We start from the raw sequence: 21,584 nt of genomic DNA, 5'->3' as shown, positions 1-21,584 counted from the left end.
CGTATGGCGGGTGCGCCGGTCGGTGTTACTTCTTCAGGCCGAGGTTGACGAAGTCGTACATGCCGCTGTAGCCGTCGGACGTGTAGACGTTCGCCAGCCGGCTGGAGCGCCAGTTGATGAACTTCTCGAAGACGAAGGGCAGGTAGTAACCACCCTCCGAGACCTTGTGGTTGATCTCCTTGGAGATGTCGGCCTTCTTCGCGTCGTCGAGCTCCTTGGTGTAGCTGTCAAAGAGGCCGTCGATCGTCTTGTCGTCGATCAGCGCGAAGTTGTTGTTGCCGCTCTCAAGGATGTAGTCGCCGCTCCACAGGGGCAGACCGTAACCCTGGACGCTGGGGAAGTCCGGACCCCAGCCCATGATGATGATGCCGTAGTTCTTCTTCTTGACGTTGGCCGGGGCACCGATGATGCCGGTGGTCTGCGCGCCGTCGAACTGGTCGATCTCGACGTCGATGCCGACCTTCTTCAGCGAGGCCTGGAGGGACTCGGCTGTGGCGACCTCGACCGGCTTGTTGTTACGGACCGCGATCGTGGTCTTGAAGCCGTTCGGCTGGCCGCAGGCCTTGAGCTCTTCCTTGGCCTTGGCGACGTTGCCGTTCTTGTTCGTCGTGGCCGACTTGTACGGGTCGTAGTCCTGACCCTCGGCACCCGGCACCGACGGCGGCAGCATGTTGGTGCCGATGTCGCCACCGGCGACCGGGCCACCACGCGCGGTCTGCAGCGACTCGTGGTCCGCCCCGTAGATCACGGCCTTGCGGCAGTGCTCGTTGTCGAACGGCTTCACGCTCTGCGGGAAGACCGCGTAGCGGATGTAGCCGGAGACCGGGTTGTCCAGGTTCGCCTTGTGCTGCTTCAGGGCGGTGGTGCGGCCCTGCGGGGAGAGACCGGTCTGGCCGATGTCCAGGTCGTAGTCGCCCTTGATCAGGCGCTGGTCCATGTCATTGGCGTTGGTGAAGAAGTTGACCGTCACCTTGTCCGGGTACGCCTTGCGGACCGGGTCCGAGGACTGCTTCCACTCGGGGTTGCGGACCAGCGTCATCGCCTTGTTCGGCGTGTACGACTCGAACTTGTACGGGCCGGACGAGAACGGCTTCAGGCCGTACTTGGACTTGGTGTCCTTGTCCTGGCGGACCGGGGACGCCGAGGTCAGCGCGAGCATCTCCTCGAAGTCCGAGTTCGCCGCGGGCAGCTTGAAGACGATCGTCTTGTCGTCCGGCGTCTCGATCGCCTTCAGACCCAGCTTGTCCGCGGACTTGTCCTTGTACGGACCCTTGTACGTCTTCTTGGGGTCGAGCACCTGCTGGAGGTAGATCGGACCGCCGGAGAGCACGTCCTGCGCCCACACGCGCTCGATGCCGTACTTGACGTCCTTGGAGGTGATGGGCTTGCCATCCTCCCAGGTGGACCCGTCACGCAGCGTGTACGTGTAGGTCTTGCCGTCGTCCGAGATCTTCGCCGTGCTGGTGGCGAGGTCCGGGGTGACCTCGGCGCCCTTGGCACCGGGCTCCGTCGCGTTGGTCACCAGCTGACGGCTGTAGTACCGGGAGAAGTTCCACATGAAGCCGTAGTAACCGCGCGTGGTGTCCCACGAGTCGGCGTCCTGGGCGCCCGCGTACTTCAGCGTGCCGCCCTTCTTGGCGAGGTCGGCCTGGGCGACCTTGTTGTTCGCGGCGTTGAAGCCGGCCGCGCCGCTCTTCGAACCGCCGCCGTCGTCGTCGTTGCCGCCGCCGCACGCCGCCGTGGACAGCAGTGCAGCCACCACGGCTGCGGCGGCCAAGGCCTGCTTGCGCCGCCCTGTGGTGCGTTGGGTAGTCACTCGGATCCTCCGATGTATAGCGGCCCGTCGACAGATGACGGTGCCCTGGGGGTACGGCAGTTCAGCGGGAGCCCTTCGGGTCGAGCGCATCGCGTACGCCGTCGCCGAAGAGGTTGAAGGAGAGCACGGTGATGAAGATCGCCACACCCGGGATCACCATGTACATGGGGTCCGAGTCGTAGTAGTCGATCGCGGCGGAGAGCATCTGTCCCCACGAGGCGGTGGGCGGCTTGACGCCCACGCCCAGGAAGCTGAGCGCCGCCTCGGTAAGGATGTTGGTCGGGATCATCATCGTCGTGTAGACGATGATCGGAGCGACCAGGTTGGGCAGCAGCTCCTTGAACAGGATGTAGAACCGTCCGGCCCCGAGGCTTCGTGCGGCCTCCACGTACTCGCGTTCGCGCAGCGAGAGCGTCTGGCCGCGGACCACGCGTCCGACGTAGGGCCAGCCGAAGAACCCGATCACCAGGATCATGACGAACAGGCGCACGCCCGTGCCGGTCAGACCCAGCATCTCGTTCGGCATGACCGAGACCAGCGCGATGATGAAGAGCAGCTGCGGGAAGGCCAGCAGGCCGTCCATGACGCGGCTGACGGCGGCGTCGACCCAGCCGCCGAAGTAGCCGGCGAGTACGCCGAGGATCGTGCCGAGGACCACGGCGACCAGGGCCGACAGGAAGCCGACCAGCAGCGAGATCCGGGCTCCGTAGACGATCCGGGCGAAGATGTCGCGGCCGCTGACGGGTTCGACACCCAGGAGGTGGTCCCCGCTGATGCCGCCGTAGGACCCGGTGGGAGTCGAGAAGAGCGGGTCGATCAGGTCCTCGTGGTGTGACTCGGGATCCTGTCCGACCAAGTTGGTGATCACGGGAGCGAGCAGCGCGATCGCGATCAGCACGAGCACGACGATGCCGCCCGCCAGGGCCAGCTTGTCCCGCTTCAGGCGCTCCCAGGCGATGCGGCCGAGGGAACGCCCTTGTACCGCCTTCGCCCCGGCGGAGTCGGCAACGATCGCCGCCTCCTCGGCCGCGCTCGGTGCGGCTTCGGCCGTCGGCTCGTGCAATGGTGCCGTCATCGTGGCAGGGACCCCTCTCAACCGGCGGTAGCCGGCCCACGCTTGCCGCGGTAGCGGCGTGATCAGTCCGTCGTACACACAGAGGTTTAAACCCCCTGGACCGGGAGTCTTCAACGGCTCGGTGATCTGTAGCCAGACCTGACGGTGAATGGATGCGTAACCGTGATGCTGTCAAGAGGGTTCCGTTATCCGAACGCCGGGTAACGGGTGTCGGACACGGGACACTCGGGGCGAAAGGGGCCTTGCGGCCCATTTACCCGCGTAGATCGGGACATTACGCCCGAGGGACGGTGTGAGTGTGAGAGCAGAGGCCCCACTGGGTGGACTCGGCCCACCCGCATTCTCTCAGTACGCGCCGGGGAACCCGTAACCGCCCGCCGCCGGCGCCTGGACGGGGGCCGCGTGGGCCTCCCGGTCGTAGAACGGCCGGGCGTTGGCACGCAGCCACAGGGCCACCGGGTCGTACTCGTCCGACATCGCGACGGTCGACACCGGCAGACCGTCCGGTACGGCGCCGATGGACTGCTGCATCATCGCCCGCACCGAGTCCACCGCGGGCGGACTGGTGTCGTACACGTCGAGCCCGATGGCGAGATACGGCGCTCCGAGCGCGGGCTGCACCCAGGCGCGGCGCAGCGAGCGGACGGCGACGGTCCGGTGCGCGTTCTGCGTGAGCAGGGCGTAGAACTGCGGGATCTCGATGCCCGGCTCGGACAGCCGCAGCGGGCCCGCGGGCTGCCGTTCGAGGCCGGTGGCCAGGCGGCGCAGATCCAGCCAGGGGATGCCGACGCCGCCGCCCGGCGCGTGCGGGTTCAGCCACAGACCGAAGTGGTCGGGGTAGAGGGTGCGGGCGACGTCGAGCCCGTCGACCACCTCGTACGAACGGTTCCAGCCGCTGGCCGAGAGCTCCTGGGCGGAGGTCACGCACGGCGCGTAGCCGAAGCCGTCGACCGCCATGTTCCCGTACTGGGCGTCGGGCGAGCCCGCCTGGCCGTGCCAGAGCAGCATCCAGACCTGGCCGGACGACGGGGTCGCCAGTGCGCGAAGAAGCGCCTCGTAGGCGTCGTAACGCCCGGGCGTCACTTGGCGCAGCATGTGCTCGACCTGCCCGGTCGCGGCCGTGCCCGACGCGCTCACCTTCTACCGCCCCTTCGCGACATCCCTGACATCCCTGACGTACGGGTCATACGGCTCCTACGGCTCCCACTCGGCCGGGCACCGTGTTCGCTTGAACATCGCAGCACCCCGCCCGAGCCATGAAACCAGCTTAAGTGCCGATCCCGACAGCACGGTTGCGCTCCGCTTGGTTCCGTGTTGAGAGCTCGGGACGCTGTGTGATTGCTTGTCTGCGGGTTGTGTGTGGATTACTTGTCTGCGGGTCGTGTGGGGCTGGGCGCGCCGTTCCCCGCGCCCCTTCGGTGCGCGCCCCCGTGTTCAGTCGGCTCGGGTGTAGAAGGGGCGGACCTGGTGTCGCAGCCAGTCGCCCACCGGGTCCTGGGCCACGTCGAGGAAGACGAGGCTCACCGGGTGCGCCGGCGGGACCGATCCCAGCGCGCGGCCCAGGGCGTCCAACGGGAGCGTGCGCGCGTTCTCGTCCCAGTGGATCACCTCGATGCCGACGAACATGACGGTGTCGCCGCCCTCGATGCTCGCCAGGCAGCGCCGGGCGCTGCGCACGATGCCGGTCGCGGCGAACTCCGCGGAGGCCGCGGCCAGGAAGTCCACCGGGTCCTCCTGCCAGTCGGGCTGGAAGAGCCGGACCCGGCCGCCGCTCGCGGCCCCGTCCAGCTCGGTCCGGCCAGCCCGGCACAGCTCGGCCACGGCGAGGGGCGGCACCGGCATCCCGACCGTGCCGCCCGGGTTCAGCGCGATCCCCACCTGGGGCGGCAGACCGCGCGCGAACTCGACGGCGGGCGCCACCGTGTACGCCATGTGGTCGCCGACGACCTGCCGGAACTGCTGCTCGGAGGTGAAGACCGGCACGTACGCCTGGCCGTCGAGCTCGATCGTGGGCAGGTCGAGCGGGCCGCTGTGCGGGCCGCCGCCCTCGGGCAGCGGCACCCAGAGGAAGCTGCGCGCGGCCGTCTCCACGATCCGGGCGCCCGTCGAGGGCGACGGGGGGAGCCCCAAAGACGCGGCGAGCGCCGCCTCCAACTCGTTGCCGGGCCAGCCGGCATGAGGGTGGGGGTGCGCCTGCGCCGGAAAATCCTGGGCCGGAAAGTCCTGCGCCGCAGTGTTCTGCGTCGGAACGTGCTGTGCCGGAATGTGCTGTGCCGGGAAGTCCATCTCAACCGCCTGCTCGAACCGCCTTGTGCGGTTGACGAGGCTACGCGCCCGCGCGCCCGCCAACCGCATCCGAGAGCCACCGAAGCCGGGCTCGGTCGCCGAAGCCTGGCTCAGTCACCGAAGTCGATGCGCCGCAGGACGTCCGCCGCCGCCCGGTCGACGAGCACCGCGGAACCGCAGCCCTCCGGAAGATCGCCCTTCTCCACGGAACGCAGCAGCCGGGCGACCGCGCCGCGGTGGCGCGCGAACGCGTACCGCGAGACTCCCCGGCCGCGCTCGCGCTGACCGTCCAGGGCGGTGCCGGGATCGACGTCGAGCAGCAGCAGATGCAGCGTGCCGCCGCGGCGCCGGGCGTCCCGGGCCAGCCAGTTGCGCACCCAGGTCTGCGTACCGCAGTCGTGCACGACGACGCCCTCCCCGGAGCGCAGGGCCCGGCGCAGGCCCACGTAGTGCGCGGCGCGGACGAAGGGCCGGTAGACCGCGTACGGCAGGAAGCGGGAGAGGCGGGCGTCCCAGCGGTCGCGGGTGTCCTCCGAGTCGATGCGCCGACCGGTCACCGCCCGGCGCATCAGGGTCGACTTGCCGCTGCCCGGCAGGCCCGTGACCACCACCAGGTCGGCCGGGCCGAAGCGCAGACCGTGCGGGCTGTGCCCGGCGCGCGCCCGCAGATCGCGGACGACGGGCAGCGGAAACGGGCCGCAGGCCGCCCTGGCCGGGGCGGGGGTTTGCTCGGGCAGCGCGATGCCCGAGCCGGTCGCGTACGCCGTGGTCCTGTTCACCCTGATCGTCCTCCCCTGGGGTCAGCGGACCCATCCCCGTCGAGTGTAAAGAGAAGGTAATGCGCAGGTCTCGTTGTTTCTGTTCCCGTCCTGCCACAGTGCCGTCACAGATCACTGCCGGCGCCCCTGTCCCCTGTCCGGTACACCCCTGTCCCCTGTCCGGTACACCGCTGTCCCCTGTCCGGTACACCGCGCCGCCGCCCGCGGAGCCGGAGCGTGCAATGATGTGCCCGCCAACTGCATACCGGCCGCTTGAATCCGCGCGGGAGAGTTCCGGGGACGTACATGTACACGCAGGTGTACGGGTTCCCGGGCGCCGAAGGAGCAAGTCCCTCCCTTGAATCTCTCAGGCCCCGTTACCGCGCGGGCGAGGCACATCTGAAAAGCGGGCCGTCCCCTGTCAGCCAGTGGCAGCCAGGGCGTCGGCTCCACCCACGGTGCAAGCCGGTGACCACCACGTCAGCCCGTGGTCACGGCGAACCTCTCAGGTTCCGATGACAGATGGGGAGGAACGACCTCGCCGTCATGCCTTGGGAGCCTTCACCGTGAGCAGTAACACCCCTGTTGAACCGCGCCGTACGGCGCTCGACGCCCTGCATCGCTCGCTCGGCGCGACGATGACCGACTTCGCCGGCTGGGACATGCCCCTGCGGTACGGCTCCGAGCGCGACGAACACCTCGCCGTCCGCAGCCGGGCCGGCCTCTTCGACCTCTCCCACATGGGCGAGATCACCGTGAGCGGGCCGCAGGCCGCAGCCCTCCTCGACTTCGCGCTGGTCGGCAACATCGGCGGGGTGAAGACCGGCCGGGCCCGCTACACCATGATCTGCCGGGCCGACGGCGGCATCCTCGACGACCTGATCGTCTACCGCCTCGCGGACACCGCGTACCTGATCGTGGCGAACGCCTCCAACGCCCAGGTGGTCCTGGACGCCGTCGTGGAGCGCGCCGAAGGGTTCGACGCCGAGGTGCGCGACGACCGGGACGCCTACGCCCTGATCGCCGTACAGGGCCCGGAGTCCCCCGGCATCCTCAAATCCCTGACCGACGCCGACCTGGACGGCCTGAAGTACTACGCGGGCCTGCCCGGCACGGTCGCCGGTGTCCCGGCTCTGATCGCCCGCACCGGCTACACCGGCGAGGACGGGTTCGAGCTGTTCGTGGCCCCGGCCGACGCCGCGAAGCTGTGGCAGGCGCTGACGGACGCGGGAGCCCCGGCCGGGCTCGTCCCCTGCGGGCTCTCCTGCCGGGACACCCTTCGCCTGGAGGCGGGCATGCCGCTGTACGGGAACGAACTGAGCACCTCGCTCACGCCGTTCGACGCGGGGCTCGGCCGGGTCGTGAAGTTCGAGAAGGAGGGCGACTTCGTGGGGCGCGAGGCGCTGTCCGAGGCCGCCGCCCGCGCCGAGTCGCAGCCCCCGCGCGTCCTGGTCGGCCTGGTCGCCGAGGGCCGCCGGGTCCCGCGCGCCGGGTACCCCGTCGTCGCCGGCGGCGGGGTCGGAGGCGGAGGCGGCGTCGAGGTCGTCGGCGAGGTCACCTCCGGCGCGCCCTCGCCGACGCTCGGCAGGCCGATCGCGATGGCGTACGTCGACGCGGCGCACTCCGCTCCCGGCACGACCGGGGTCGGCGTGGACATCCGGGGCAGTCACGAGCCGTACGAGGTCGTGGCCCTGCCGTTCTACAAGCGCCAGCGGTGACACTGGTCCGCAAGCCTCAGAAGTGAGCTCCGGGCACATCCGCCCGGCTCAGCCGCGATCCCCGCAGTCCTCCGCACCACCACTCTCATCACCACTCCCCCGCGTAACAGGAGAATTCAGCCCATGAGCAATCCCCAAGAGCTGCGGTACAGCAAGGAGCACGAGTGGCTGTCGGGCGCCGCGGACGGCGTCTCGACGGTCGGCATCACGGAGCACGCGGCCAACGCCCTCGGCGACGTCGTGTACGTCCAGCTCCCCGAGGTCGGTGCCGCGGTGACCGCGGGCGAGACCTGCGGCGAGCTGGAGTCCACCAAATCGGTGAGCGACCTGTACTCCCCCGTCACCGGTGAGATCACCGAGGTCAACCAGGACGTCGTGGACGACCCCGCGCTGGTGAACACCGCTCCCTTCGAGGGCGGCTGGCTCTTCAAGGTACGGGTGGCGGACGAGCCGGAGGACCTGCTCTCCGCCGACGAGTACACCGAATTCTCCGGCTCCGACTCCGGCTCCTGACTCCGGCTCCTAAGGACTCCCACCGATGTCGCTTCTGAACACGCCCCTGCACGAACTCGACCCGGACATCGCCGCCGCCCTCGACGCCGAGCTGCACCGTCAGCAGTCCACCCTTGAGATGATCGCCTCGGAGAACTTCGCTCCGGTCGCCGTCATGGAGGCCCAGGGCTCCGTCCTCACCAACAAGTACGCGGAGGGCTACCCGGGCCGCCGCTACTACGGCGGCTGCGAGCACGTCGACGTCGCCGAGCAGATCGCGATCGACCGGGTCAAGGAGCTGTTCGGCGCCGAGTACGCCAACGTGCAGCCGCACTCGGGCGCCTCCGCCAACCAGGCCGCGCTCTTCGCGCTGGCCCAGCCCGGTGACACCATCCTCGGTCTCGACCTGGCCCACGGCGGCCACCTGACCCACGGGATGCGGCTGAACTTCTCCGGCAAGCAGTTCAATGTGGTGGCGTACCACGTGGACGACGCCGGACTGGTCGACATGGCCGAGGTCGAGCGGCTCGCCAAGGAGCACCGCCCGAAGGTGATCATCGCGGGCTGGTCGGCATACCCGCGGCAGCTGGACTTCGCCGAGTTCCGCCGGATCGCGGACGAGGTCGAGGCCTATCTGTGGGTCGACATGGCGCACTTCGCGGGCCTGGTCGCGGCCGGCCTGCACCCGAACCCGGTGGAGCACGCGGACGTGGTCACCTCCACCACCCACAAGACGCTCGGCGGGCCCCGCGGCGGGATCATCCTCGCCAGGAAGGCCTTCGCCAAGAAGCTCAACTCGTCCGTCTTCCCGGGCTTCCAGGGCGGCCCTCTGGAGCACGTGATCGCGGCCAAGGCGGTCTCCTTCAAGGTCGCCGCCTCGGAGGAGTTCCGGGAGCGCCAGGTCCGTACGGTGGACGGGGCGCGGATTCTCGCCGAGCGGCTGACGGCGCCCGACGCCCGCGAGGCCGGGGTGAACGTGCTCTCCGGCGGCACGGACGTGCACCTGATCCTGGTCGACCTGCGCGAGTCCGAGCTGGACGGGCAGCAGGCCGAGGACCGGCTCCACGAGGTCGGCATCACGGTCAACCGCAACGCCGTCCCGAACGACCCGCGCCCGCCGATGGTCACGTCGGGCCTGCGGATCGGCACGCCCGCCCTCGCCACCCGCGGCTTCACGGCCGAGGACTTCACCGAGGTCGCGGACGTCATCGCCGAGACCCTCAAGCCGTCCTACGACGCACCGGCGCTCAAGGCCCAGGTGACCGCTCTGGCGGACAAGCACCCGCTGTACCCCGGTCTGGGCGAGTAGTTCCGTTTCGCGGGGTGTCGCGCACACTGGGGGATGCGCGACACCCCTGCCCGCCCGTTGGCCTGCTCCATCCGGCTCGGTCCAACTCCACCCGGCTCCGTCCCACGCCACTCGCGCTCCACCTCTGTTTCACCCCGCTACACCCTGTTTTGAGGAGTCACCGTGGCCATCTCGGTCTTCGACCTGTTCTCGATCGGCATCGGCCCGTCCAGCTCCCACACGGTCGGTCCGATGCGCGCGGCACGCATGTTCGCGCACCGCCTGCGCAGCGAGGACCTGCTGGCCCCCGTGGTCTCGGTCCGCGCCGAGCTGTACGGCTCCCTGGGCGCGACGGGGCACGGCCACGGGACGCCCAAGGCGGTGCTGCTCGGCCTGGAGGGCGCCTCACCCCGCACGGTGGACGTCGAGGGTGCCGACGACCGGGTCGAGAAGATCAGGTCGTCGGGGCGTCTCGACCTGCTCGGCGAGCACGAGATCGACTTCTCCTTCGACGACGACCTGGTGCTGCACCGCCGCAAGACACTGCCGTACCACGCGAACGGCATGACGCTGTGGGCGTACGACGCCTCGGGCGCCGAGCTGCTGTCGAAGACGTACTACTCGGTGGGCGGCGGCTTCGTCGTCGACGAGGACGCGGTGGGCGCGGACCGCATCAAGCTGGACGACACGGTCCTGAAATACCCCTTCCGCACGGGCGACGAGCTGCTGCGGCTGGCGAAGGAGACGGGTCTGTCCATCTCCGCGCTGATGCTGGAGAACGAGCGGGCCTGGCGCACCGAGGAGGAGATCCGCGAGGGGCTCCTCGCGATCTGGCGGGTGATGCAGGCGTGCGTGTCGCGCGGCATGTCCCGCGAGGGCATCCTGCCGGGCGGCCTGCGGGTCCGCCGCCGCGCGGCCATGTCGGCCCGCCAGCTGCGCGCCGAGGGCGATCCGTTGGCCCACGCCATGGAGTGGATCACCCTGTACGCGATGGCGGTGAACGAGGAGAACGCGGCGGGCGGCCGTGTCGTGACCGCCCCCACGAACGGTGCCGCGGGCATCATCCCGTCGGTCCTGCACTACTACGTCAACTTCGTGGCGGGCGCCGCGTCCGAGAGCGAGAAGGAGGACGGGGTCGTACGTTTCCTGCTCGCGGCGGGTGCGATCGGCATGCTCTTCAAGGAGAACGCCTCCATCTCGGGCGCCGAGGTCGGCTGCCAGGGCGAGGTGGGCTCGGCCTGTTCGATGGCCGCCGGCGCCCTCGCCGAGGTCCTCGGCGGCAGCCCCGAACAGGTCGAGAACGCCGCGGAGATCGGCATGGAGCACAACCTCGGCCTCACCTGCGACCCGGTCGGCGGCCTCGTCCAGATCCCCTGCATCGAACGCAACGGCATGGCCGCGGTGAAGGCCGTGACGGCCGCGAAGATGGCCATGCGCGGCGACGGCTCCCACAAGGTGTCCCTCGACAAGGTCATCAAGACGATGAAGGAGACGGGCGCCGACATGTCCGTGAAGTACAAGGAGACGGCGCGGGGCGGGCTTGCGGTGAACATCATCGAGTGCTAGTCAGATGGGCCCTGACCAGCGCGTTCGCATCTTTCAGCGCTGTCGGGGCCTTCCCTGCTTACTCAGCGGAAAATCCCCGAAAAGTCCCTGGGACGGGCTTGAAAGTCCCCGAAAAGTCCCCAGGAAATCCCACGGGATGGGCGTCCGACCTGGGGGTTCGTGACATCTGCGATCACTGTTCCGATCCGCCCTGGCCTTCGACCGCCGTCAGGATGTATCAAATCGATCCCTCGATTCCACCAGAGGGGTACCATTCGATACATGAGTGCTGCGGAGAATTCGCGCCTGGAGCAGCGGCTGGCCGGCCTCTCCCCCACGTTCACGACGGCGCAGGCACGTCAGGTCCTGCTCTCCCCTCGTGATCTGGCGTCCTTGGTCGCGGAGGGAGAGATAGACGAACTGTCCCGAGGGGTCTACCGGCAGGCAGACGCGCCGGAGACCGCGCACGCAGATCTGCTGGCCGTGTGCGCACGGGCTCCTCGCGCCGTCGTGTGCAGTGAGTCCGCCCTGGCCCTGCACGAGCTGATCGACGACATCCCCGCAGCGGTACACATCGCCGTGCCGCGCGGTGCACGCCGCCCCACGATTACCTACCCGCCGACCGTGGTGGCGCAGTACGCCTCGAAGACCTTCACTCTCGGCGTCGAACGGTTCGAAGCAGCCCCCGGAGAGACCGTTCCCCTGTACAACGCAGCCCGCAGCGTCGTCGACGCAATGCGCCACCGCAGCCGCATCGGCGAGAACCTCGCCCTGTCCGCACTCGGCCGCTACCTGCGCCGAAGCGGCCGTGACGGGGTCAGCGAACTCCAGCACGTCGCACGTGAGTTGGGCGCTCTCTCCGTCATCCGCCCCGCCGTAGAGGCGGTGCTCGCCTGATGGCCAACCCCACACGCGACACCACCGCCGGCCGCGTCTACAACGACCTGCGCAACCTGGCCCGCCGCACCAGCCGGTCCACGGACGAGATCATGGTCGAGTACGTCCTCGAACGCTTCCTCTACCGCCTGGCCGCATCCCCCCTCGGCCGCGCGTTCCCAGGCACCGAAACCGAGACCATCCACAGGATCGCGGCCATCGCCGCCACCGAGATCGACGACGGAGTCGTATTCGATCCCACAACACTCAAGACCGTCCCCATCCGCGAGGAGGACGAGTACCACGGTCTGCGACCGTCCATGGCCGCATCCATCGCCCGGGCGCGACTCAAGCTCCAACTGGATGTCAGCTTCGGCGACCCGGTCACCCCCGGCCCTCGGATCATCGACTACCAACAGCAGCTCACGACGGAAAGCTTCCAGATCCTCAGCTACCCACTCGCCACCGTGATCGCCGAAAAGCTCTCCACCGCCGTCTCACTCGGCGACCTCAACACCCGCGACCGCGACTACGGCGACCTCTAGCGACTCGGCGGTGACGACCCGGTAGGCGTTGCCCAGACGCAGGACCGTGCACGGGTACCGGCCGCGCTTGGCAAGGTCGTACCCCGTGGTGCGGCTGAGGGACAGCGCACGGTTCGCCGTCTCCAGGTCCACGGCCGCGGGCAGCGCGAGCAGTTCCTCACGCGTCAGCCCACGGGTCGCATCGTCGCGCTTGGTGATCACAGAGGATCTGTACCCCGCGAGGCAATCCGCCACCTGCCTCCGGTCAAGCCGCAACGCCGCAGAATCGCCCTACCTAATAACAAGAGTTTTGTTAATATGGCTCCATGGCCACCACCCCCGACTCCGCTCCCGGCGAAGGTCCCGTCCGCCCGGTCTCCGTCTCCCTCCACGAAGGCACCATCGCGGCGCTCAAGGCACGCACCGGCAAGCGTGGCATGTCCGCCTACGTCGAAGCCCTCATTCAGCGCCAACTGGAGCGCGACCGGCTGCGCGAACTCATCGATGACGCCGAAGCCGAGCACGGCCCGGTCGACCAGGCTGCGGTCGATGCCAAGCGAGCGCTCCTGCGCGGCGACACGGCCGGCTCGGCGGACGCCGCGTGAGCGGCACCCTCGTCCTGGACTGCGAAGGCCTGTCCAACCTCGTACGACGCACACCCGAACTCACCGAGTGGCTCGCCGCCGCCGAGGCCGAGGACATCCGCGTCATCACCAGTTCCGTCACCCTCGTCGAAGCCCGCGACCCCAAAACCAACCAAGCCCGCTTCGACTACGCCGTCTCGCGCGTCAACATCGTCCCGCCCACCGAAGCCGTCGCCCGCCACGCGAGCAAGCTGCTCGCCGCAGCTGGCCTGCATGGCCACAAGTACGCCCTCGACGCCATCGTGGCCGCCACCGCACTCGCCTCACCCGCCCCTGTGACCGTCCTCACGTCAGACCCCGAAGACCTCCACATGCTGTGCGGCCCCCGCATCGGCGTGATCAAAGTCTGATTGTCCCCACCACGCTTCCGCAAAAGGAGATCTGCGACACGACTTACGACTGCTTACCTCAGAGTCCACGTCCCTCTTGGGGGATCAATCCGGGTGATCCGTTTCATCCCGGAGGGTCGCGATCATGTAGTAGGTTCCTTCTCCTGGTTCGGGTGCTGCTGACGGGCAAGAAGGTACTCGTCGGTCTCAATGGCTGAGGAGGAGCCGGTGGCTTTATCCGTTACTGCGTTGGCGGGATGTTGCCCGACGCTCGGCGTGGCGGCTGTGCGGTGACGTTCTACGGTGACGACGAGCAGCATGCGGCGACGCTGCCTGATGACGGATTGGTGCGCCGGGTCAAAGCACTCGCGTGCACAGCACCGTTACAAGCACTCGATGTCTACAAACACAAGGTGGAGTGGGCTGATGTCCGCGACTACCAGATGGCGGAGATAGCACTGCACGTCATCGACCAGGTGACGATCGCCATGGACTTCGATTCCGGAGCGGATCCGGTGAGCGTGGTGAGTCAGGTCGCCCGGTTCGCCGCGGTCCAGCAACCGCAGCGAAGCGCCGACGAACATCTGGCGGTGGCCGAGTGGGTTCTCCACAAACTGATCAATGTCGGAACGGTGGATCGCGGCTTCAGCTGGACATACGGCCGCATTGACGACGACGGAGCCTACGGACGCCATGAGTTCGACTTCAAACTGATCGTCGAGCGTGCGACCGAGGGCAAGATCCGCTTGCGGACCACGGACGAGGCCATCAACGTACTCGTCGGCGCGCTCGACACCGACGTGGAGTCGGCTCAGGTGGCTGCGGAACACAAGCTGCGGAACCTGATCGAGCGAGGGCGCCTGGATGATGCCAAGGTCGCCGCAGAGCAGGCCCGGCACCGTACGGTGCAGTACGGGGAGTCGCTGCGCCAGCAGTTGGACGCCACGCGCCGCGATGTGCGGACGGTGGACTGGGAGCACGAAGTGCCCAATCTTCTGAACGCCGCGCTCTCCCACATCGAGAACCGGTACGAGATGGAGAACCAGATCCTCTCGCACATCACCGAAAAGCGTGACGAAGCAGATAACTCGCGCCACAAGCAACGTGCGGCGGAGCTGGTCTTCATTGTCCGGGACTGCATCAGCCGTCACATGCAGTTGCAGCAGCGTCTTCAAACCGCGGGTGACCTCTTCCGGAGCGAGCAGGACCGCCAAGAGTTCTCCGGACCGCCACAGCGCGCGGCTCTGGATCTCTTCGGCCAACTGCTCCTTCCAGCACTCGGATTGACGGTCGCCGAAGCACTGCCCACGCTCATGGACTACTTCCGTGCGGCCGTGGCCCCCGCTGTACCGGACGCCGTGTGGATGCCGTCGATCGTCTCGCGGCTCTTCGAGTCGGGGCCGCAGCCGGAGCCGTACGGTGCGGAGGTGCCCGATCCGGAACTGGGCGCCCCGACGGACGTGCTCGTTTTCACCGAGGAGCACCAGCGGATGGTTGACGGGCTCCTCGATATCCGTGACCGGCCCGAGTTGTTGAGCCTGCTGCTGGCGCGGGCGCGCCGATCCGCAGGCCCAGAAGTGGCTCGGCTCGTCCTGCACAGGGTCGGCCACGCATTCAGTCCTCCGGTTGGTGACGCCGTACGCGCCGGTGTGCAGCGCGTACTTGTCGCCGTACCCACCGGTGATGAGCTGGACGACGAGGATTTCGGCGGCGACGACCTGCTACTGGCCTCGCTGCCCATCGACCGCGCCCACGCACCAGGCGGACCACGGAACTCGGACCGCCCCCTTTCCTCATCGCGGACGCCAGAGCAGGAGCTTTTCGCGTGACCCACGGATACACCACTGACGACGCCGAGGCCGCCGCACGGCTCGTTGCCTTCGCCCTACGTCCACGAGTGCTCCCCTCACGCGACGGCGACTACCTCGACCTGGCCCAGCGATACCGTCGGGACGACGCTTTCCGGACGCTGACCGACCGCATCGGCCGGGGGCTGGGGCTGAAGGCTCTGGGCAGCGACAGGGACACCGCGGCCGTGGTGCTCGCCGCACTCGACGGTTCAGTCTTCGAGACCAAGATGGATGACTACGCGAAGCGCGCGAAGTACCGGGGAGAGCGAGGCGACACCGAGAAGGTACTGCACGGGATCATCCACCTCGCCATCGCCGCCCTGGCGTTCCCGCGCCCCGACGACCTTGCACAGGACGGATACATCGGCCGAATCAGCGTCAGCCTCGTCGACGCCACAGTCCGGGACACCTGCCACAAGTTACAGAAAAAGGCTGCCGAGGGTGGAGAGGAGACGGACACCCCCACCGAGACGCCCGAGCTGGAGAAGGTATGGCACGCGTACTCCCGCCGTCCTGAGGCGTCTCGAACGAAGGACGAGCGCGCGGCTCCGAATTCCACCAAGGCGATGGTTGGCCGGGCCCTCAACTTCCTTACCGACAGTGGGTTCCTCACCGTTGTCGGCGATCCGCGAGAAGGTAACTACCGTACGACCCCCCGCTACCAACTCCAGGTACGGGAACTGGCAGCGACCAACGCCTTCAACGAACTGCTCAAGCTCAATGTGGTGCCCTTGACGGATTCATCCGGCACCCTGCGGGTCGTGGTCCCGACCCTGCGGGACACGCAGGAGGAACAGAGTGTATGAGCTCGCCCGCGTGCTGTTGCGTGCGGTGGGACCGGAGGCCGCCCGCTATGAAGACGTACTGCTGGACTTCAGCGGTGCGGGGGCCACAGTATCCGCGCAGCCCACTCTGTTGTTCGGCGAAGAGGAGCGAGTGCAGCGGCCGTCTCCGGCCAGCGTGCTGCATCTGGAGAACGGCGGTGGAAAATCCGTTCTGATCAAGCTGATCTTCTCCGTCATACTGCCGGGACGGCGGGAGGTCGTCGGCACGACCAGCACGCACGCGCTGGACAGCTTCGTTCTCGAAAACGACGTCTCGCACGTCGTGTTGGAGTGGGTCCACGCGAAAAGTGGCCGGCACCTGGTGACCGGCAAGGTGTCCGCCTGGCGCAACGGCCGGCCGTCCCGCGACCGGCAGCAACTGGTGGAGCGCTGGTATCACTTCCGGCCGACGGAGACCGCCGGATTGCGGAACCTGCCGTTCGTCAGCGAGGGCCGGTACCGCCCACTGCCGGAGTTCTGCGATGCGATGCTCGCCACCGCGGAAGCCGATCCAGCAATGGAGTACGCCTGTCTGCGGGTCCACAGGCAGTGGACCGACCGGCTGACCGACCTCGGCCTCGATCCCGAACTCTTCCGGTACCAGCGGGCCATGAACGCCGACGAGGGAGAAGCCGCCGATGTGTTCTCCTTCGCCAGCGACAGCGCGTTCGTCAACTTCCTGCTTGGCGTGGTGCTGCCGACCGAGCCGCCGACGGATCTTGCGGACGTCCTCAACGCATACGCCGACAAACTCTCGGTGCGTGGCGATCTCGAACTGGAGAAGGATTTTGTCCAAGGCGCCCTGAAAGCTCTGGATCCCCTTGCGCAGGCTCGTCAGATCGGACTGGCAGCGATCGCGCGCAGGGACGAGGCGCACGAACGGCTCGACGAGATCCTGCGGCTGATCCGCATCCGGTCCATACGCGAAAACGAACGCGCCGATCGGCATCAGACAGAGAGCCAGCAGCTGAGGGACGACCTGCGCCGGGAAGAGGACCGGTATCAGCACATCATCGAGATCATCACCGAACTGCGTCGGTTGGTCGCTCGTATGCGGTTCGACGAGGCATTGGCGGAGGAGGAGCATCACCGGCGTCAGTTCCGGCGGGCGCAACTTGTCGAGAAGGCATGGGGAGTCGTCCCCACAGTGTTGCGGCACCAGGACGCTGTCACAGAGGAGCTGCGGCTCAGCAAGGTGATCGCGGCCACGCATGAGGCGGCTCGTCCGGCACTCGAAGCCCGTGACTCGGCGGCTGGGGCGTTGCGGCGGTCCCTGATCCAGCTGCGTGACCGAGCCAGGCAGGAGGCGACCGACGCCGAAACGGCGGGCTCGGCACAGGACATCGAAGCGGGGCTCGCCCAGGCCGAACACAATGCCGCCATCGCCCAGGCCGCCGTCCACTCGGCCGATGCCGGAGTCCACAAGAGCAACATCGAGGGCGTCAGGCAGGCAATAGAGACCGCAGTCAGGGAAGGCCTCGCCCCCGACGGCATGCGGGTTCGCGAAGCCGCCGACACCACCAGGAAGAGGGCCGAAGAGGCAGCAGCCAGGATCGACGAGCTGGATGCCGCGTTGACCCGGCTGGACACGGAACACGATCTGGCCCAAGGCGCTTGCCGCCGGGCCCAACAGGCGCTGGCTACCTCCAGCGAATCTCACAGCCTGGCCGAACGCGACTACCGCGAGGCGCGCGCTCGTACCGACGCGCTGACTGCCGATCCCGGGTTCGCCGGGCTGATCGGTACCGATCCGGTGGACCTGGAGGCGGACTTCACCGCCCTGCTGAGCCGGCTGGCCGACGCCCGTCAGGACGCGGAAAGCGCCGTCGCGACGTTGCAGGTGAAGATCGCCGACGATGAGCGTGCCAGGACAGCGCTGGAAACCACCGAACTTCTGCCGCCCTCGGTAGAAGCCGTCCAGGTGTGCCAGGCGCTGGAGAAGGCCGGAATCAAGGCTTGGACCGGTTGGGAGTACGTGGCCGCCATCAGCAGCGTGGACCGCCGCCGACAGATCGTGCATCAGGTACCGAGTCTGGTCACCGGCATCGTGGTGAACGAGGCCGAACGCTTTGACGCGGCGTGCGAAGTGCTGACCGCGAGCCAGCTGTGGCCCACCGAACACCTTGCCCTCGGCACCAAGAAACACCTGCTCTCAGCGCCGCCTGAACGGGAGAACGCCGAATACGTGGTGCCCGTACATCCCGCGCTGTACGACGAGCGGGCGGCGGTCGACGAACTGGCCCGGCTCAACCATCGCCACAGCCTCCATGCGCGCGAACTCGCTTCTCTGCAGCAGCGGTTGAATCTCTACATCACGTTGTCCGCCCGCCTGTCGGACTGGCGCCGGGAGTTCCCTCCGGGACGACTCGACGCCCTACTCGGCGAAGTGAATCAGAAGAGCACGGAACTGGCAGCCGCGAGGGAACTGGTCGTAGCGCAGGACGCCGTGCGCGAACGGCTTGCCTCTGAACGGCTGACCGTCAAGGACGCCATTCCCCCCGAGCGAGACACCCACCGCAAGCTCGAACGAGCCGCGGACGCGCTCGCCGAGCTGGCTACTCGGGAAGCCCGCATACCCAGCTGGCTGGAGGCGGAGCGCACCGCTCAGGACGCCGCCGCCAAGCAACGGGAGACGGCCCAGAACGCGGCGGTACGCAGCGAACAGTGCCGTTCCCAGGCAGCTGAGCATCGACGAGCCGCAGACGCGCTGAAAGGGACCGCGCAGCGCCTGATCGACGAGCTGGCGCAGCTACCCGCAACCGACGCCGTACCGGATCACGACGCCGTGCCCGGACAGCCGCTGGAGATCCTCCGCCGCGCCTACGTCTCCGCCTCCGACGAGTACCAGCGGGTCAAGGTCGGCGACGACCTCCAGGCGAAGGCCACGCTGGCTCGTGACCGGGTCGACGCGGCCGAGAACGAGATCAAAGATATCGACGAGCTGGTGCGGCAACGCGCCGTGGAACTGTTGGACGGGCCGGACGCTGCTGACCACGCTTCCCGGGCGCTGGCGCGTGAGATGGCCGAACGTGCCGTCGTCGCCATGGAGGACAGGCTCGCCGAACTGACCGCTGTGACCACTGCCCGGAAGGCGGATGCCCATGCGTTCGTCGAGCCGGAGGAGGACATCGACCTGGCGCCGTACGCCCGTCCCGGGCATCTCGGCGAGGGGTTGAAGTCCATCGCAGAGGCCGAGCAGAGCCGGGAGATGACCGACCGCATTCGGCAGGAGTTGCGCTTCCACAGCGAACGCGCCGACCGGGAGGCCACCGAGGCCAAACGCCAGGCGGACATCTTTCGGGATCTGACAGACGTTCTCGGACCAGGATCGGGCCCCGAGCCCCACCCTGACGACAAGGGGTTCGAGGGTGACATCACCGCGGCACGCCACCGGCACGACAGCCTCAAGTCCGTATACGCCGAAACCAGTAAGGCCGCGGATACCGCCCAGCGAGACGAGCGCAAGCATGCCGACCGGCTGGCGGGCCACGCGGCCGACAGCCGCTTCGCAGCTCTGAACCTTCCCAGCCGCAGCATCATCCTGAGCACGGAACGCGCGGAACTGCCCATCATGGCCGAGCAGTGGGAGAAGGCGCTACGCCAGAGACTGCGCTCGCTCGACGTCGACTTGGACTCGATCGACCGGCACCGCAGGCAGATTGTCCGGCAGATGAAGCAGCAAGTGGAGGAAGCGCTGCGCACCCTTCAACGAGCTGAGCGTTTCTCCCGGTTGCCCGAGGGGCTGGCGGACTGGTCGGGAGAGCCCTTCCTTCGTATCGGATTCACCGCGGCGAAGGATGACGCCTTGACCGACCGGCTCGCCGCCGTGGTCGATGAGGCATCCGCCGATGTGGTGGCCGGCCGGGCGATCAAGCGGGACGGGATGTCGCTGCTGCTGCGGGGTGTGGCGTCAGCAGTGGGGAGCAAGGGCTTCAGAGTCCGGATCCTGAAGCCGGATGCCGTTCTGCGCAAACACCGGGTGCCGGTGTCCGAACTCAAGGACGTGTTCTCCGGCGGACAGGTTCTGACCGCGGCGATCATTCTCTACTGCACCATGGCCGCACTGCGTTCGAACGAGCGGGGCCGAACGGGGCGCCGTCACTCCGGTGTCCTCTTTCTGGACAACCCGATTGGCCGGGCATCGGCTACCTACCTGCTGCGTCTCCAGCAAGCAGTGGCGGCTGCCCTGGGGGTGCAGCTCATCTACACCACCGGCATCTTCGACCTCACCGTCCTGGACAACTTCCCCTTGGTCATCCGTATGCGCAATGACGCCGACCTGCGGACTCACCGAAAATATCTGAGGGTACAAGGGGAAATGGAGACCCTGCTGGACGGCTCACTGCCCGGCGGCCGGAACTCGGAAATCTCCACCGCTCGCTACTACAGGCGCCACACGGAAAACGATGACGAAGACTGAAGTGACGATACTCGACCGACTAGACCAGGAAATGCTTGAAGCCCTGCGCTTCAGAGCTTCAGCAGGCAAGAGGAGTTCCGCCCGGAGACACAAGTTGACCATGTCCGACTTCAAGGAGATCCATCGGGACGTGTATCGAACATCTCCAGTCGACGCATTCGAATCCCGGGAAATCCTCAAGTGCCTTGAACGACTCGAAAATCAAGGGGGAATCCGACAGATGGAGAAAACTGACAAAGAGCGACTCGAACTCCCCATGAATCTCTGGGTGTACTCACCTCCACCTCCGGCAGAACCTGAGGTGACCATGCCGCCACTCCACGAGAAGATGGGTCGAGTGGCGCATGAGTGGAACCGAAAAGCCAAACAACTAACCGCCTATGTCGCAGTTAATGAATGGTTGATGAGCGACCCGGACCCGACTCTCATACCCCTGTGTGAGCGCGCACTGGAGATCTTCGGAAAGGGAAAATTTACTACCTACTTCTCAGAACCAGAGAAGGCGTTTCGAGAAATATCCTTCGGGTGGCTTTTCTCCGATCAGCAATATATGCGCGATTTCCTGGACATCTTGAAATCCGAGCCACCATTGCTCACCGAGGTATATCTCGCCAAAGCGGGCAAACGTGGATACGCCTCGATGGATCGCGGTGACATCCTGTTCGTAGTAGAGAACTACACCACATGCTGGTCCATGGCCGAGGCCCTGAGGACAATGGATCACGGCCTGGGCCACTTGGCCTGGGGGATTGGCAAGTCGTTCGTCTCCTCGGTCCGCAGCATCCGTCCCGATCACGGGGTGGCGGCCATTCGCTATTTCGGCGACCTCGACGCCAGCGGACTCGCAATTCCCATACGCGCCAACGCTCAGGCACGAGCGGCAGGCCTGCCACCGGTCCTCCCCGCAGTGAAGTTGTACGACGCCCTGTTCGAACTCGGCACCCCTCTTCCTGGCAAGGAGAAACCCGTAACCCGGGACCGGGCAGAGGAACTGGCCGGCTGGCTTTGCGAACGGCACCGCGACCGAGCTGTCGAACTGCTCATCAAGGGCGAGCGCTTGGCTCAGGAATGGGTCGGCCTACGTCACCTCTGCATGGCCAACGCCTGGCACGCGGACGTGCGGTGAGAACCCCGGGTCG

Annotated in this window: 18 protein-coding genes and 1 riboswitch; of the genes, 12 read left to right on the top strand and 6 right to left on the bottom strand. The window is 67.4% G+C overall.

From position 1 onward, the window contains the following. Positions 1–25 precede the first annotated feature (25 nt). The 5 genes from AOK01_RS01725 to AOK01_RS01705 form a co-directional block, all read right to left on the bottom strand. Entirely contained in the window at positions 26–1,816 is a 1,791-nt protein-coding gene (locus AOK01_RS01725) for an ABC transporter substrate-binding protein (RefSeq protein WP_055507600.1), read from the bottom strand. A 61-nt stretch (positions 1,817–1,877) separates the two neighbouring features. Continuing rightward, a complete protein-coding gene (locus tag AOK01_RS01720) occupies positions 1,878–2,891 on the bottom strand; it encodes an ABC transporter permease (protein WP_055507598.1) in 1,014 nt (337 codons plus the stop codon). 345 nt (positions 2,892–3,236) lie between these two features. Continuing rightward, entirely contained in the window at positions 3,237–4,028 is a 792-nt protein-coding gene (locus tag AOK01_RS01715) for an enhanced serine sensitivity protein SseB C-terminal domain-containing protein (protein WP_055507596.1), read from the bottom strand. Positions 4,029–4,325: 297 nt separating this feature from the next. Beyond that, a complete protein-coding gene (locus AOK01_RS01710) occupies positions 4,326–5,177 on the bottom strand; it encodes an enhanced serine sensitivity protein SseB (RefSeq protein ID WP_079103094.1) in 852 nt (283 codons plus the stop codon). 110 nt (positions 5,178–5,287) lie between these two features. After that, positions 5,288–5,962 (bottom strand): AAA family ATPase, encoded by a 675-nt coding sequence (locus AOK01_RS01705; protein ID WP_055507594.1) that lies wholly within the window; start codon positions 5,960–5,962, stop codon positions 5,288–5,290. A 247-nt stretch (positions 5,963–6,209) separates the two neighbouring features. Then, a riboswitch (glycine riboswitch) is annotated at positions 6,210–6,328 on the top strand. A gap of 173 nt (positions 6,329–6,501) precedes the next feature. On the opposite strand from AOK01_RS01705, the gene gcvT reads away from it, so the two are divergent. The 6 genes from gcvT to AOK01_RS01675 all read left to right on the top strand — a co-directional run bounded on the left by gcvT (position 6,502) and on the right by AOK01_RS01675 (position 12,399). Continuing rightward, positions 6,502–7,653: a glycine cleavage system aminomethyltransferase GcvT gene (gene gcvT / locus AOK01_RS01700; protein WP_245702029.1), complete on the top strand. Its 1,152-nt coding sequence runs from the start codon at positions 6,502–6,504 to the stop codon at positions 7,651–7,653. 123 nt (positions 7,654–7,776) lie between these two features. Continuing rightward, positions 7,777–8,166 (top strand): glycine cleavage system protein GcvH, encoded by a 390-nt coding sequence (gene gcvH / locus AOK01_RS01695; RefSeq protein ID WP_055507590.1) that lies wholly within the window; start codon positions 7,777–7,779, stop codon positions 8,164–8,166. Between the two features lie 25 nt (positions 8,167–8,191). Next, positions 8,192–9,454, top strand: a complete 1,263-nt coding sequence (glyA, locus tag AOK01_RS01690; protein WP_055507589.1) for a serine hydroxymethyltransferase — start codon at positions 8,192–8,194, stop codon at positions 9,452–9,454. Between the two features lie 162 nt (positions 9,455–9,616). Further along, positions 9,617–10,999, top strand: a complete 1,383-nt coding sequence (locus AOK01_RS01685; RefSeq protein WP_055507586.1) for an L-serine ammonia-lyase — start codon at positions 9,617–9,619, stop codon at positions 10,997–10,999. A gap of 261 nt (positions 11,000–11,260) precedes the next feature. Next, a complete protein-coding gene (locus tag AOK01_RS01680; RefSeq protein ID WP_055507584.1) occupies positions 11,261–11,875 on the top strand; it encodes a type IV toxin-antitoxin system AbiEi family antitoxin domain-containing protein in 615 nt (204 codons plus the stop codon). Next, a complete protein-coding gene (locus AOK01_RS01675; protein WP_245702028.1) occupies positions 11,875–12,399 on the top strand; it encodes a nucleotidyl transferase AbiEii/AbiGii toxin family protein in 525 nt (174 codons plus the stop codon). The genes AOK01_RS01680 and AOK01_RS01675 overlap by 1 nt, the downstream gene beginning before the upstream one ends. On the opposite strand, the gene AOK01_RS01670 is transcribed toward AOK01_RS01675, so the two are convergent. Further along, positions 12,352–12,600, bottom strand: coding sequence for a hypothetical protein (locus AOK01_RS01670; RefSeq protein ID WP_382033370.1), 249 nt, complete (start codon positions 12,598–12,600; stop codon positions 12,352–12,354). The two genes, AOK01_RS01675 and AOK01_RS01670, sit on opposite strands and share 48 nt — an antisense overlap. A 104-nt stretch (positions 12,601–12,704) precedes the next feature. On the opposite strand from AOK01_RS01670, the gene AOK01_RS01665 reads away from it, so the two are divergent. The 6 genes from AOK01_RS01665 to AOK01_RS42345 all read left to right on the top strand — a co-directional run bounded on the left by AOK01_RS01665 (position 12,705) and on the right by AOK01_RS42345 (position 21,571). After that, positions 12,705–12,983 (top strand): hypothetical protein, encoded by a 279-nt coding sequence (locus AOK01_RS01665; protein WP_055507582.1) that lies wholly within the window; start codon positions 12,705–12,707, stop codon positions 12,981–12,983. After that, positions 12,980–13,372: a type II toxin-antitoxin system VapC family toxin gene (locus tag AOK01_RS01660; RefSeq protein WP_055507581.1), complete on the top strand. Its 393-nt coding sequence runs from the start codon at positions 12,980–12,982 to the stop codon at positions 13,370–13,372. The genes AOK01_RS01665 and AOK01_RS01660 overlap by 4 nt, the downstream gene beginning before the upstream one ends. Before the next feature lie 269 nt (positions 13,373–13,641). Further along, positions 13,642–15,180: a hypothetical protein gene (locus tag AOK01_RS01655; RefSeq protein ID WP_213862034.1), complete on the top strand. Its 1,539-nt coding sequence runs from the start codon at positions 13,642–13,644 to the stop codon at positions 15,178–15,180. Then, entirely contained in the window at positions 15,177–16,007 is an 831-nt protein-coding gene (locus tag AOK01_RS01650) for a hypothetical protein (RefSeq protein WP_055507579.1), read from the top strand. The genes AOK01_RS01655 and AOK01_RS01650 overlap by 4 nt, the downstream gene beginning before the upstream one ends. Beyond that, complete coding sequence (locus tag AOK01_RS01645; RefSeq protein WP_055507577.1) at positions 16,000–20,445, top strand: coiled-coil domain-containing protein; 4,446 nt, start codon at positions 16,000–16,002, stop codon at positions 20,443–20,445. The genes AOK01_RS01650 and AOK01_RS01645 overlap by 8 nt, the downstream gene beginning before the upstream one ends. Then, entirely contained in the window at positions 20,432–21,571 is a 1,140-nt protein-coding gene (locus tag AOK01_RS42345) for a Wadjet anti-phage system protein JetD domain-containing protein (RefSeq protein WP_107099702.1), read from the top strand. Before AOK01_RS01645 ends, AOK01_RS42345 begins: the two co-directional genes overlap by 14 nt. Positions 21,572–21,584 lie beyond the last annotated feature (13 nt).

The organism is Streptomyces aurantiacus, from assembly GCF_001418335.1.
GTDB classification, from domain to species: Bacteria; Actinomycetota; Actinomycetes; order Streptomycetales; family Streptomycetaceae; genus Streptomyces; species Streptomyces aurantiacus.
This window is presented reverse-complemented; position numbering and strand designations above follow the sequence as displayed.